The organism is Salinivibrio sharmensis (assembly GCF_001995985.1).
Lineage (GTDB): Bacteria > Pseudomonadota > Gammaproteobacteria > Enterobacterales > Vibrionaceae > Salinivibrio > Salinivibrio sharmensis.
Window position 1 is genome coordinate 95,479 of sequence record NZ_MUFC01000005.1, and the last position, 13,495, is coordinate 108,973.

The following is a 13,495-nucleotide window of genomic DNA, read 5'->3' on the forward strand; positions in this document are numbered from 1 at the left end:
GATGCATAGCACGCGTAGGGGGTTGATTTTAGATTAGCCGCCCACACCTGTGTTGTGTGCAATTCACGCCCTTAAGGGCCTCAAACAGCGAGAAGATATCACTAAAAAACGAACGACATGAAGGAGGTGTCAATAATGGAAGGTACACCCGATTTGTATCCCTCACGCGTCAATGGAAAAGAAACCCTCTCCCCACGTCTAGACCCTGTTGTGTACGGCGGTGCGCAGCCAGAGGTACCGCATAGCTTGAGCCAACGTGATCTGGATACGTTTGATCGCCAAGGCTTTTTGGTGATGAATGACTATATGCCGGAAATGGTGGCACCGCTTAAACGTGAAATCACCCGTTTACGCGATGATATGGCCGGCTATGAAGAGCTATATACCGAGCCAGATAGTGACGAGCTGCGTACTATTTTTAAACCTTTTGCCTACAGTGACTTAATTGATCGCTTCTCACGTGATCCACGCATTCTCAATAAAGTTCGGCAAATTTTGGGCTCGGATGCATATTTGATGCAATCGCGCGTCAACATTAAGCCTGCGTTTAAAGGCAAGTCGTTTCCTTGGCATTCTGACTTCGAGACTTGGCACGTTGAGGATGGAATGCCACGGATGCGAGCCGTGACTGTATGGCTGATGTTAACCGATAACACCGAGCACAATGGGCCTTTGTATGTGATCCCCGGCTCGCACCATCACTATGCGTCTTGTGAAGGCAATACCGGCGAGAAGAACTATCAGCAGTCGCTGAAAAAACAAATGCTGGGCGTGCCCAAGCCAGAGACCATGGAGGCATTGTTAGAAGACAATGGCATTGCCTCGGTAACGGGACAAGCCGGTACCTTGGTGTTCCATGATTGTAACTTGATGCATGGCTCACCCGATAATATCGCCAACGACCCACGTTCGATTTTAATGTTTGTCTATAACAGTGTGGAGAATAAACCGGTGACGCCATTTAGTGGGTTGCCACCGCGCCCGCACTATTTATCTAACCCCGATCAACGCCCCCTACAGGCAGTAGAGTCACTCTGGCCGCTGGCTTCTTAACCGTGTTGACGCCCACGTCTTTGTGGGCGTTTTTATTTTTTCGCTTTAAATCAGGGTTTTGCTATGCTGTCTCGATAATTGAACAAGCGTTTAATTATCTCGCCAACTTCAACGACATTAAGGAGTTTCCGTTGAACACATCATTAAAAGCGACCCTGAGCGTGACAGCTACTGCCCTGAGTGTGGCCAGTGCCGTATCCTTCTCTTCTTTTGCTCAAGCCAGTGACACGGCGTTAAGCGCACAACTTGGCATTGCCGATCACGCGGTCATTGCCCACCGTGGTGATTCTTACAATGCACCAGAGTCGACCTTGCCGGCTTACCAGCTTGCCTGTGAAGTGGGAGCCGATTATCTCGAGCTTGACCTGCAGCGCACCAAAGACGGCAAATTGATCGCGGTGCATGACGACAACCTTAAGCGCAACACCAATATTGAGACAGTCTATCCTGAGCGTGCCGACGATCCGGTCAATACCTTTACTTGGGCAGAGCTGGAAAAACTGGATGCCGGTAGCTGGTATAACCAAGCCTATCCCGAGCGCGCACGCGAGAGCTTTAGCGGCTTGAAGCTAGTGACGCTGGATCAGGTACGTGAAATTGCTGAAGACTGTGCGCACCAGCCTGGGCTTTATATTGAAACCAAGGTGCCTGAGTTCTTCCCGGGGATTGAGCAGGATTTGAAGCAAGACTTGACCGAGCATGGTTGGTTAGATGACGACGCCAAAGGCAAAGTGATCCTGCAGACCTTTAATAAATCGAGCCTTGAAGCGCTGCAAGATGTGATGCCGAATGTGCCAAAAATCTTGCTGCTTTGGGCGGGTGATGGCTACATTCCCACTAAAGACAGCGCGCCTAAAGCGGATGATGAGTCTTACGCCCAGTACTACGCGCGTCAGGAAGTGGCCTCAAAATCCGGCTACGCAGAATGGTTGGATTATGCCAAGGAGCATGGCGCCATCGGTGTGGGGCCGTCGGGCACCCAAGCCAACTTTGATGATGCTTGGTCAAGCCAGTTTAGCTATATGGACTTGGCGAAGTCTTGGATGGTGGATATGAGCCATGAAAAAGGCTTGCTGATGCACATGTATACCCTGGACGATCGCGAAGATTTGATTCGTTACCGTGAGCGCGGTGTGGATGGCTTCTTTACCAACCGTCCTAACGAGGCGGTTAAAGCCTTAACCGACAGCGACGGTAAAGACATTGAAGCGACCTTAACGCAACTGGGTTATTAACCCTGCGCGTCAACTGTATTTACCTTTTGAGCCCGCCTGTTATTAGCGGGCTTTTTTAGTTATGTGCATCGACTGGAGCCGCACGCAGACACGCCGTTAATCCATCCCTGGAGGCTCCGCCGCGCCATCCTTGGCGCGGAGGGTCTGCTAAGCGAATCCAGTCGATGATAGTAGCGAGCATCGACTCAGTTTAGTGGGGCTGATGCGCCATCAGTTTAGCCAGCGTACGTCGGTACATGGCATAAGCCACTGCGCCCGCAAGGAGGTTACCGATTAAGGCACCGGCAAACAGGCCAAACAGCTCGCCAATTTGTGCGCCTAGCCAGAGGCAGGGCAGGAAAAACGCAAATAGGCGGAGCGCAGAAATGGTTAGGGCGATGTATGAGCGGCCTAATGCATTGGTAATCGACACCATCAACATACACACTCCTAGAGCGCCCAGGCTAAACGGCACTAGCGTAAGGTGAGTGTACAAGATATCGGTGACTTGTTGATCGCTGGTCATCAAATCGGCGAGGGGCGCGGCAGCAAGCCAGGTCACCACGGCAATCAGCAATTGAAAGCCGAGAATAAACTGACACGCTAACTTGACCGAATGGCGCACTTCGGTCAGATCGCCTTTACCCAGCAAACGACCCACCATGGGGGGCATTGACATAGTCAGCGCCAGTACCGAGACAATGGCAAAGAACTCAAAGCGTGAACCTAGCGCCCAGGCGGCCACTGCCGCTGAGCCAAAGCTGGCGAGCAGCTTGGTCGCCAGCATAGATGACACCGGCGGCAGCAGCTGGCTTATCATCGCTGGCCCCATAATATGCCCAATCGAACCCACACTTTGTTTGATGTTTAAGTCCTGCCAGTCAAACGAAACCCAGCCTTTACCGAACACGCGAGGCGCGACAATGGCAATGCCAGCGCCAAACGCAATCAAGGTTGCCACGGCCGCGCCATTAATGCCCCAATCGAGCCAAAAGATAAATACCGGGTCGAGCGCAAGATTAAATAAGCTGGTGACCACCATCATGGAGCCGGGCAACATGGTGTTCCCGTTGGCGCGTGCTAGGCTATAAAAGAAGTAAAGCACTGCGCCTGTCCAAGCACTGACCAACCAAATTTGCCAATAGCTATCAATTACCGGAAATACCTTGTCCGGCGCATCAAGCAACATCAAGATTGGATGGCGCAAGGCGTAGAGCAAGCCGGCAAACAAAGCAACGCCTGCGGTGCCAATAAATAAAATCAGGCCGCCTAATTGTTTGGCATAGCGGCACTGATCGGCCCCGAGCGCACGTGAGATCACCGCCGTGGTCGCAATCCCGAGGCCGACTTGAATGCCGATAATGATCATCTGAATGGGCAAGGTGAAGCCTTGTGCCGCGAGAGGTAGCACGCCCAACTGACCAATGAAGGCGCTATCGACAAGTTGAAAACTCATTAGTGACAGTACGCCAAACAGCATGGGGAGGGTGGTCGAGAACAAGCGCTTTGCGCGAGAAGCAGACTCCATCAGGCACTCTTTGCGTTAATAAAGGGAAAAAAAGCCGAGCAGGAAGCGGCTCGGCATAACCTGCACAATTGTAGAGGATTGCTAAAAATTACCAACCCCTAATAAATGCGGGTATTCAGTGTTTGAGCTCCTGACTCAAGTGTGTATGGGGCGATTAGGGGCGCTTCTGCATACAGTAATTGATGTTGGTGATTTGTGCTGGTGGTTCAGATTATGGTGAAACAAATCACTATCACTGTTGCGCCGGTTTTGGTGAATGAATATGAGAATAGATGAGGCCGGAAGATGGATTGTCTTTTTACCAAGACAGGCTGTCGCGGTGGGTTATTGGTAAGTGAAGTGACGAAAAGAGACAATGTTTAGGTGAAATGTCAGTTTTATTGCATTTTAAACCAAACTTTTGTGACTATTGAGTGAAATATTTATTGCTTTTGGTGATAAGGGAGTTAGCACAACGCAGTAGAAAAATGGCATAGTTTTCGCTGTCTTGTGGAAAAAAAATCACTTCTAACAGGCCGTTATCGTTGATCGTGACTAAAAATCGAGATAAATATAGACCACTTTATGTGAGTGTGTAATACGTAGTGTTGCTTTCAGTGCTTAGGATGGCCAAGAGAGCACAACGGCAGGTTCCATGACCTGCAAAAATATCAGACAGTGGACAGGGAGTAGTGGACTATGCTGTCGTACTTTTTACGCCGGTTACTGTTGGTGATCCCGACATTTCTCGGCATTACCATTTTGATCTTTGGTATCACCCGTCTTGTGCCGGGTGGGCCGGTCGAGCGAATGATGACGCAAATGCAGGCACAAGCCGATGGCGGCTCGAGCTTGCAACGTGCTGGTGACAGCTCGGCGTTATCGGACGATCAGATTGCCGAACTTAAGGCATTTTACGGCCTCGATAAACCCGTGCTAGAAGCCTATGTCGATTGGCTGGGCAAGCTCGCCAATTTCGATCTGGGTGAGTCGACGCGCTACTACGAGCCGGTCACCGACATGATCGCCGAGCGTCTGCCCGTCTCCTTGTTTTACGGCGGCATGACCTTCTTCATCAGCTATTTTATCTCTCTTCCGCTCGGGTATTACAAAGCCCTCAAACACGGTTCAGTGTTTGATTCGTCCTCCTCTGTGCTGATTTTCATTGGGTTTGCCTTGCCTGGCTATGTGGTCGGGGTATTACTGATCACCTTGTTTAGCTATCACCTCGAATGGTTCCCGATGGGGGGCTTTGTGGGCGATGCCTACTACGACGCGACCAGCTTTTGGGAACGCGCCAAAGATGTGATGTGGCATGCGGTACTGCCGCTGATTTGTTATCTGATTGGTGACTTTGCCACCCTGACCATGACGATGAAAAACAACCTAATGGAAAACCTCTCGGCGGATTATATCCGTACGGCGATTGCCAAAGGGTTACCGTTCCGCTCGGCGGTGCGCAAGCACGCGCTGCGCAACAGCTTGATCCCGATTGCTAGCCATTTTGGCAACTCGTTGTTGTTCTTTATGACCGGCGCGTTTTTGATTGAAGTCATTTTCAATATCAATGGCATCGGCTTACTTGGCTACGAGTCAATTATGGAGCGCGATTATCCGGTGGTGATGGGCATTGTCGCCATCAATGCGCTATTACTGCTGGCCGGCAATATTATCTCCGATATCTGTGTTGCCTTGGTTGACCCTCGCGTGAAGTTTGGATCTTGATATGTTGACGTTTAGCCCTTTAACTCAAAAGAAAATCCGCAGCTTTAAGCAAATTAAACGCGGTTACTGGTCGTTTGTGATCTTGACCACCATGCTGGTGTTGTCGCTTTTTGCCGAGCTTTTTATCAACAGTAAAGCGTTAATGGTCAAATACGACGGTGAATATTATTTCCCGGTACTGAGTGATGTGTACTTGGCGAGCGACTTTGGTCAAGTGGGCACTAGCGAAGCCAACTATCGTCAACTTGCCAAAGCCTTTGAGGCACAAGGCGGTGACAATTATGTGGTGATGCCCCTAGTGCCATGGAACCCACTGGAGCAAGATTTTAGCGGGGATTTCCCGCCGACAGCGCCGAGCGCTGAGCATCAGCATTACCTTGGCACCGATGAGATTGGCCGCGACATTCTCGCTCGCTTGGTGTACGGCTTTCGTATCGCCATGGGGTTTGCGTTACTCACCATGGCCGCTTCCTATGCGATTGGTACAGCCGTCGGCTGTGCGATGGGTTTTTGGGGCGGCAAGTTTGACCTTTTGTTCCAACGCTTTATCGAAATCTGGTCGATGGTGCCGTTTTTGTACGTGATCATGATTTTGGTTTCGATTCTTCAGCCCACGTTTGCCCTGTTTGTAGGGATTAACGTGCTATTTGGCTGGATGGCGATCACCTGGTATATGCGCACCATGACCTATAAAGAGTCAGCCCGCGATTATGTGATGGCCGCGCGTGCACTCGGTGCCTCGACCAGCCGTATCTTATTCCGGCATATTTTACCGAACACCATGGTGATGATTGTGACCTTGGCGCCCTTTACCATCGCACTCAATATTACCGCGCTAACGGCGCTGGATTATCTCGGCCTTGGGCTGATGCCGCCGACGCCCAGTTGGGGCGAGCTGTTACAGCAAGGCAAATCGAATTTGGACGCACCATGGATTGTTGCATCCGTGGTGACCTCACTGGTGGTGGTATTGGTGATGGTGACCTTCATTGGTGAAGCGGTGCGCGCGGCGTTCGACCCGAAAAAATTCACCCGTTACGACTAACGTTAAACACAATGTGCAATGTTTGAATCACGATAAGGAAATCACGATGAAAAAACTGATCCTTGCGACCTCAATTTCGATGTTTAGCCTCAGCGGCTGGGCGGCGGATTTGCCTGAAAACCTTAATTGGCAAACCAATTGGGATGCACCTAAAATCGGCTCTCCCGACGCCAAACGTGGCGGCGTTTTGCGCTCACACTTAAGCTCCTTTCCCCAGACGCTGCGCACGGTTGGCCCAGACTCCAACTCAGGCCTGCGCAGTTATTTTCTCGATGAAATGCCTTCATTGGTAAAGCGCCACCCAGACACACTGGAATGGATCCCGGATTTGGCCAACGAGTGGGCGTTTGGCGATGATCATAAAACCATCTACTTCAAGCTGAACCCAGAGGCGACCTGGTCGGATGGCGAGCCCGTCACCGCCGATGATTTTGTCTTTATGATGCAGTTCTACCGCTCGAAAGACATTGTTGCGCCTTGGTACAACGAGTACTACACCAACACCATTGGCGGGGTAGAGAAAATTGACCAACACACCATTGCGATATCGACTGCAATAGAGAAAAGCGACGAAGATCTGATGTATACCCTGGGTAGTTTGGTCCCACGTCCCGCGCACTTTTACGCCAATCCGCGTAAAGATGAAAACCAAGACGGCATTGCCGACGACTTTGTACGTCGCTATAACTTCAAAGCGACCCCCACCGTGGGCCCGTACGAGTTAGCGCGGGTGCAAAAAGGCCGTAGCGTCACCTTTGAGCATGTGGATGACTGGTGGGGCTACACCAACCCCTATTATCAGCACCGTTATAACGTCGACAAAATTCGTCTGCGGGTGATCCGGGATAACGATATCGCCATGAAGCACTTTGAAAAAGGCAACTTGGATGTGTTCGATTTGCTATTACCGGATGTGTGGCACGACAAAACCCAATCTGAACCTTATAAAAAAGGCTATATCACCAAATTCTGGGGCCACAACGAATTACCGGTTGGCGCGGGCGGTTTATGGATGAATACGGCTATGCCGCTGCTCGATGATATCAATGTGCGCAAAGGCATCCTCTATGCCACGGACTTTGATGGCATGATTGAAAACATTACCCGTGGTGACTACTCACGCAAGCCACATGCAATGGGGCATGGTCATGGTGAGTACGACAACGATGGTGCGACACCGCCAGCGTTTGATCCTGAAAAAGCGATCAGCTATTTCGAAAAAGCTGGCTTTGACCAAGTGGGTCCCGATGGCATTCGTATTAACGACAAAGGCGAGCGTTTAAGCTTTGCCATCACTTATGGGTACCAACACCACACTCCACGCATCGCTTACTTGAAAGAGCAAGCGAAAAAAGCAGGGTTGGACTTTACCATTCACTTGGTTGATGGCTCATCGGCGTTTAAATACATACTGGAGAAAAAGCATCAGCTGGCGTTTCTCAATATGGGCACCTCAGAAATCCCGGCCTATTGGGAATACTTCCACTCGGATAACGCTAATAAAAAGCAAACCAACAACCACACCAATTACAGCTCCCCGGCGTTGGATAAGCTGATCATGGCGTACAAAACCGAGTTCGACATGGCGAAGAAATACCAGCTGTCGCACCAGATCCGCGCTAAGATCTCAGAAGCCAGTGTGATTGTACCTGGGTACATGGTGCCGTATGTGCGTCAAGGTTTTTGGCGTTATGTACAAATCCCAGACAACGCAATGACCAAGCGCACCGAAAAAATGGTCACCAGTGGCCGCGTGATGGGCTTTGGTACCTTCTGGATTGATGAAGAGATGAAAGACGCCACCGAAGAGGCGATGGATGACGATAAAGCCTTTGAGCCGGTGACCATCATTGATGACAGATACAAGCTGTAGGGGCGATTATGACGCAGGATGTCATTCTTTCGGTTAAGGATTTGACCGTTAATTTTACCACTGACGACGGCCCCCGTGAGGTACTTCACGGGGTAAGCTTTGACGTAAAAGCCGGGCGCACGCTCGGCTTGGTGGGCGAGTCGGGCAGTGGCAAAAGTGTCACAGCAATGTCAATCATGGGTCTGCTTCCTAAACCCTACGGCCAGGTGACGGGCGGCGAAATCTTGTACCGCGGGACCGACTTGGTGACCTTGCCCGCCAAAGAGCGCTATGCGATGCGTGGCAATCGGATCTCGATTATCTTTCAAGACCCGATGACGGCACTGAACCCGGTGCATACCGTGGGTCGGCAAATCAATGAAGTTTTGATGCTACACCGCCCAGAGCTGGATAAAAAAGCGCGCGCGGTGTGTGCGCTCGATATGCTGGCCAAGGTGAAAATCCCGATGCCAGAAAAGCGACTGAACGAGTACCCGCATAACCTATCCGGTGGGATGCGTCAGCGGGTAATGATCGCCATGGCACTGGCCTGCAAACCCGATATCTTGATTTGTGATGAGCCAACCACCGCCTTGGATGTGACGGTGCAGGCCTCGATTTTGGACTTGATTAACGAGCTGCAAGAAGAAACCGGCATGGCGGTGATTTTTATCACTCACGATCTGGGGGTAGTCGCCGAGGTGTGTGACGATGTGGCGGTGATGTACGATGGCCAAATTCGTGAACGTGCAGATATCTTTACTTTGTTTGACCACCCATCCCACCCATATACCAAGCGTTTGTTGGGATTAATGCCGGGGCGTCACCATCAACCCAAACAGATGATTGATATTCGCCCGTTGGAAGCGTTTGATGCCGCGCCATCATCCCCGTAGTTGCAGGAGAAGGCGATGAGCAAGGAAGTCCTCAGAGTAGAAAACCTGAAGCAGTATTTTGTCTCGGGCAAAGGCCTGCTTCGTCAAGGCTATACCATTAAAGCCGTCGATGGCGTATCGCTCTCGGTGTCACAAGGTGAAACGCTCGGGCTGGTGGGTGAGTCGGGGTGTGGCAAAAGCACCCTTGGCCGTACCATGCTTAAGCTGTTTGAGCCTACCGAAGGGAAAATTTTCTTTGAAGGTAAAGACATCACGCATTTATCGCCACGTCAGATGCGGCCACTGCGTAAAGACATGCAGATTGTCTTTCAAGACCCGCTCGAGTCGCTAAACCAGCGTCACACCATCGGCGGGATCTTAGAAGAGCCCTTTATTATTCACAATATAGGCACCGCGAAAGAGCGTCGCCAATGGGTACTTGAGCTGCTAGATAAAGTCGGCTTGCCCCACGATGCGGTCAACCGCTACCCGCATGAGTTTTCGGGCGGTCAGCGCCAGCGGATTGGTATTGCGCGCGCGATTGCCCTTAAACCGAAACTGCTTATTTGTGACGAATCCGTCTCCGCTTTGGATGTATCGGTGCAGGCCCAGATTCTTAACTTGCTGCTGAAACTCCAGCAAGAGATGAACTTGGCGATGATTTTTATCTCCCACGACTTATCGGTGGTTCGTCATATCTCCGATAAGGTGGCAGTGATGTACTTTGGTCATGTAGTAGAAGAGGGGCCGACCGAAACCGTCTATCATCAGCCGCAGCATGAGTACACGCAAAAGTTACTCTCTGCGATTCCGATCACCCACCCTAAATACCGCAAACACAAGCGCCGCGCTGAGCAACCGGCCGCTGACGCGGACGCAAGGGATGAGTCGGTGGACGAAAAAAAGCCTGAAACCACCCGCTAGTTCTGTTTCCCCACCCTGTTTCAGGGTGGGCATCGGCTCATGCTTGCGCTTTTTGCCGAGGATGCTAGCCCGATAACCGCCAATGTGGTGTGTCTCACACTTCTTCCTCTTTGATTTATCCTTGTGACAAATTAATCAATAACTGTGAGTGCGATCTCTGTTCATCCATTAGTGTTACCGGTAACTTTGCGTCGTAGAAGGTTGGTAACATAACAATTACATCCAGCGTTTCGACCACTCGCATTCCAGCTTGATGGAATAAATGGAAATAAAACAAGGATATCCTACTATGAAAGCAATAACGAAAACCCTGCTCGCTGCCTCTATCTCTGGCTTGTTCTCTATGTCAGCGATGGCGGCGGATTTTAATCTGAAAATCCAATCGTCTGATCCCTCAGGTGATCTCAACTTTAAGGTTCAGCAGCGCTGGGCTGACCGTGTGGAGACCATGTCTGATGGCCAAATCAATATTGATTTATTGCCTGTTGGCTCTGTGGTGAAACACACCGAGACGCTCGGGGCGATAAAAATGGGGATCCTAGACGGCCATGTCACTGCCACGGGCTACTTTTCCGGCAAAGATCCTGCTTTTGGCTTGATTGGTAATATGGTCGGTGCTTGGTCCGATACCACCCAGCTGCTGCAATACATGAATTACGGTGGCGGAAATGAGCTGATGACCGAGCTTTACGCCCCGTATGGTGTGCAGTTTGTAGGCGCATCGACCACAGGCGTTGAGTCGTTTATCTCCAAAAAACCGATTGACGGCGTGGCTGATCTTAAAGGACTCAAGCTGCGTGCCCCAGAAGGCTTGGTGCAGCAAGTGTTTGCCGCCGCTGGCGCCACACCAGTTAACTTGCCTGGCTCGGAAGTCTTTACCGGTCTGAGCAAAGGGGTGATTGATGCGGCCGATTACACCGTGTTTTCCACCAACCAAAAAGCGGGCATGAATGATATTGCACCGCACCCAGTGCAACCAGGCTTCCACTCGTTGCCACTGATTGATATCTCTATTGCGCAGAAAAAATGGGACAAGATGCCGGAAGACTTGCAGACCATTTTGAAAACCTCGGTGCGGGACTTTTCTTACGACATGACCACCCAGCTGAAAATGGCAGATATGGCGGCAGTGAAAGAGGCCAAAGCCAACCCAGAGATCACTATCCACGATTGGTCTGACGAAGAGCGCAAGAAGTTTCGTGAAATCGCCAAAACCCAATGGAAGGTGTTTGCCGAGCGCTCACCGAATGCGCAAAAAGTGTATGACTCAGTCACTGAGTTCTTAGAAACCAATGGCTTGTTGTAAGCATTCATCCTTGTCTTGTCAGTGATAGGAGGGCATCGCCCTCCTGATTGTGGACCTATTTTATGACTGAACAAATACCTCATACCCCGCCCGAGCCCGACGAGCACCCAAGAAACGTACTCGATAGAGCGATCATTAAGGTGAGCCATTTATTAAGTTGGCTATTTATCGCCACCGTTTTTATCTCGTTTTACGAAGTGGTGATGCGTTACCTGTTTGATTCGCCCACCACCTGGGTGCATGAAACGGCCTCATTTATCGGCGGCTCCTTGTTCATTATCGGTGGTATTTATGCCTTTGCAGCCAACCGCCATGTGCGTGTGGTCTTAGTTTACGACGCGGTATCGTCACAAACGCGCAAATACCTCAACCTGGTTCATCACCTCGTCGGACTCGCGTTTGCCAGCATGCTGGCCTATTCATCCTACTCGCTTGCCAAGGAAGCCTGGTTTGCACCTTGGGGCGAGCTACGACTTGAGACCTCAGGGTCTGTGCTCAATGCGCCCTATCCGGCGCTGCTTAAAGGGCTGATTTTTATCGCTCTGTGCATTCTTGTGCTCCAGTTTGTATTGCATCTCATCCAAGAGCTGATGGGGCTGAGGAACAAAGACGATGTTTGATTTATCTTCGATTGGACTGGCGTGGGGAAGCCTGCTCATGCTGGTGATGCTGATTGGATTGCTACTCACTGGGATGCAATTGGCGTTTGTGTCTGGGTTTGTGGCGATCTTTTTTACCCTCTTTTGGTTTGGCCCCGAGGCGATGCCATTAATTGCCAGCCGTACCTACAGTTTTGCCTCTGGTTACGTCTTTTTAGCCGTGCCGATGTTCGTATTAATGGCGGCACTACTTGACCGTTCAGGCATCGCCAAAGATCTTTTCGATGCCATGAAGTCCCTTGGGCGCAAGGTGAGAGGCGGGGTCGCGGTTCAAACCATTTTAGTCGCGGTGTTGCTGGCTTCTATGTCTGGTGTGATTGGCGGTGAAACCGTGTTATTGGGGATCTTGGCGTTACCGCAAATGCTCCGCCTTGGTTATGATCGCAAGCTGGCGATCGGGACCACCTGTGCGGGGGGCGCGCTGGGGACCATGCTGCCGCCCAGTATCGTACTGATTATCTATGGTATGACCGCTAGTGTGTCGATTGGTGATTTGTTCAAGGCATCCTTTCTCCCCGCCTTCATTCTCGCCGCTTGTTACATCGCTTATGTGTTGATTCGTTGTAAGTTAAACCCGTCACTGGCGCCGATCCCAAGTGACAGCGGCGAAGACGACGAGCCGCAAGTGAGCTACTTTAAAGCGCTGTTTTTCCCGCTTTTCTCGGTAGCCGTGGTACTTGGCAGTATTTACACTGGGGTGGCCTCGGTCACTGAAGCCTCGGCGCTTGGCGTGGTGGGGATCATGCTGTCTGCGATTATCCGTGGTGAGATGAACCTTTCGATGCTCAAAGAGAGCGCGATTGCCACTATGCGCACCTGCGGGATGATCATGTGGATTGGCATTGGTGCCAGCGCCCTGGTGGGAATCTACAACCTGATGGGCGGGATTGATTTTGTTGAACAAGTGATCCTGAGCCTAAGTGGCGGCAGTGCGATAGGTACCTTGCTTATCATGATGGTGATCTTACTCGTCTTAGGGATGTTTTTAGACTGGGTCGGGGTGGCGCTGTTAACCATGCCGATTTTTGTGCCCATCATCACCGGGCTTGGTTTTGACCCCATTTGGTTCGGGGTGGTGTTCTGCCTCAACATGCAGGTGTCGTTCCTTTCGCCACCATTTGGACCCGCTGCTTTTTACCTCAAATCGGTTGCCCCGAAAGACATTAGTCTTGGTGAGATTTTTACCTCACTCCTGCCTTTTATCGCCCTGCAAGTGTTCGTGCTGTCATTGGTGATTATCTTCCCTGAGTTGGCAATGTGGTGGCAATGATCATGGTATTAAAACAGCAATATCGAGTTCTCAAGGTGTTATCGCTGGCGTGTGGCCTGGCTAAG

At 51.0% G+C, this 13,495-nt stretch carries 11 protein-coding genes; 10 read left to right on the top strand and 1 reads right to left on the bottom strand.

Annotated features, from left to right (window positions below; all coding sequences use genetic code 11):
• The first annotated feature begins 135 nt into the window (after positions 1-135).
• A complete protein-coding gene (locus tag BZG74_RS06555) occupies positions 136-1,053 on the top strand; it encodes a phytanoyl-CoA dioxygenase family protein (protein ID WP_077521952.1) in 918 nt (305 codons plus the stop codon).
• 131 nt (positions 1,054-1,184) lie between these two features.
• On the top strand, positions 1,185-2,288 hold the full coding sequence (locus BZG74_RS06560) for a glycerophosphodiester phosphodiesterase (protein WP_235605717.1): 1,104 nt from the start codon (positions 1,185-1,187) through the stop codon (positions 2,286-2,288).
• Between the two features lie 190 nt (positions 2,289-2,478).
• Here BZG74_RS06560 and BZG74_RS06565 read toward each other — a convergent pair whose 3' ends face one another.
• The gene (locus tag BZG74_RS06565) at positions 2,479-3,795 is read right to left on the bottom strand and encodes an MATE family efflux transporter (RefSeq protein WP_077771875.1); all 1,317 of its coding nucleotides are present in this window, start codon (positions 3,793-3,795) and stop codon (positions 2,479-2,481) included.
• 678 nt (positions 3,796-4,473) lie between these two features.
• Between BZG74_RS06565 and BZG74_RS06570 the strand changes: the two genes are divergently transcribed.
• From BZG74_RS06570 to BZG74_RS06605, 8 genes are all read left to right on the top strand, one after another.
• Positions 4,474-5,499 carry an ABC transporter permease subunit gene (locus BZG74_RS06570; RefSeq protein ID WP_077771876.1) on the top strand — a complete coding sequence of 342 codons (1,026 nt, stop codon included), beginning with the start codon at positions 4,474-4,476 and terminating at the stop codon, positions 5,497-5,499.
• A gap of 1 nt (position 5,500) precedes the next feature.
• Positions 5,501-6,544, top strand: coding sequence for an ABC transporter permease (locus BZG74_RS06575; protein ID WP_077771877.1), 1,044 nt, complete (start codon positions 5,501-5,503; stop codon positions 6,542-6,544).
• Between the two features lie 46 nt (positions 6,545-6,590).
• Positions 6,591-8,417 carry an extracellular solute-binding protein gene (locus tag BZG74_RS06580; protein ID WP_077771878.1) on the top strand — a complete coding sequence of 609 codons (1,827 nt, stop codon included), beginning with the start codon at positions 6,591-6,593 and terminating at the stop codon, positions 8,415-8,417.
• Between the two features lie 8 nt (positions 8,418-8,425).
• Positions 8,426-9,292, top strand: coding sequence for an ABC transporter ATP-binding protein (locus BZG74_RS06585; protein ID WP_077771879.1), 867 nt, complete (start codon positions 8,426-8,428; stop codon positions 9,290-9,292).
• A 15-nt stretch (positions 9,293-9,307) separates the two neighbouring features.
• A complete protein-coding gene (locus tag BZG74_RS06590; RefSeq protein WP_077771880.1) occupies positions 9,308-10,195 on the top strand; it encodes an ABC transporter ATP-binding protein in 888 nt (295 codons plus the stop codon).
• 289 nt (positions 10,196-10,484) lie between these two features.
• On the top strand, positions 10,485-11,501 hold the full coding sequence (locus BZG74_RS06595) for a TRAP transporter substrate-binding protein (RefSeq protein WP_077521964.1): 1,017 nt from the start codon (positions 10,485-10,487) through the stop codon (positions 11,499-11,501).
• Between the two features lie 62 nt (positions 11,502-11,563).
• Positions 11,564-12,121 carry a TRAP transporter small permease subunit gene (locus BZG74_RS06600; protein WP_077771881.1) on the top strand — a complete coding sequence of 186 codons (558 nt, stop codon included), beginning with the start codon at positions 11,564-11,566 and terminating at the stop codon, positions 12,119-12,121.
• Positions 12,114-13,430 (top strand): TRAP transporter large permease, encoded by a 1,317-nt coding sequence (locus BZG74_RS06605; protein ID WP_077771882.1) that lies wholly within the window; start codon positions 12,114-12,116, stop codon positions 13,428-13,430. Before BZG74_RS06600 ends, BZG74_RS06605 begins: the two co-directional genes overlap by 8 nt.
• The last annotated feature ends 65 nt before the right edge of the window (positions 13,431-13,495 follow it).